Annotated in this window: 1 protein-coding gene; it reads left to right on the plus strand. The window is 48.0% G+C overall.

Translation table 11 applies throughout. The features are described 5' to 3' along the window. The coding region (locus tag N1032_RS25650; protein ID WP_259543429.1) for a DNA polymerase at nt 1-679 on the plus strand (679 nt) is incomplete at both ends.

Raw genomic sequence — 679 nt, forward strand, 5'->3', positions numbered from 1 at the left:
TGGGGTACTGTGAAAACGACATCGTTATTATCACCGCCTACATTGACGAGCAAATCAGCCAGTACGGGAGCATTTGTAAAATCCCCGCAACTAATACCGGGCGCGTTCGTGAGAAGATGCGCGATAACTGCTTAATGAAATCTAAGGGGGTTCCAGACCGTAACCAGTTCAACCGCTACCGGGGAATCATGGAGCAACTCACCATGACGCCGGAGGTTTATTTACAGGCGAATCAAACGTTCATGGGAGGATTTACCCACGCTAACGCGAACCACGCCGGGAAAACTCTTCACAACGTATCGTCGGTGGATTTCACATCCTCTTATCCGTCGGTCATGTTGTCGGAAAAGTTCCCGATGTCACGATTCAAGCCGATAGAAATAAACACCGCTGCGGAACTGGAAAAGGCGTGTTCACAATACGCTGTTATGATGGACATCACTTTTCATAACATCGTGGCGAGCATACCGCAAGAGTGTTATCTCTCAGCGTCCAAATGCCGCGACGGGAAGAAAGTCACGGAGAATAACGGACGTGTAGCACTCGCAGAGGAAATCACGATTTCCATCACGGAAATAGATTTCGACATTATCCGTAAATGCTACCGCTGGGATTCTATGGAAGTTTCAAACGCGATGTACGCGCATAAAAACTACCTGCCGAAACCTATCATTGAAAC

This window comes from Herbiconiux daphne (assembly GCF_024979295.1).
In the GTDB taxonomy this organism is placed as follows: domain Bacteria; phylum Actinomycetota; class Actinomycetes; order Actinomycetales; family Microbacteriaceae; genus Herbiconiux; species Herbiconiux daphnes.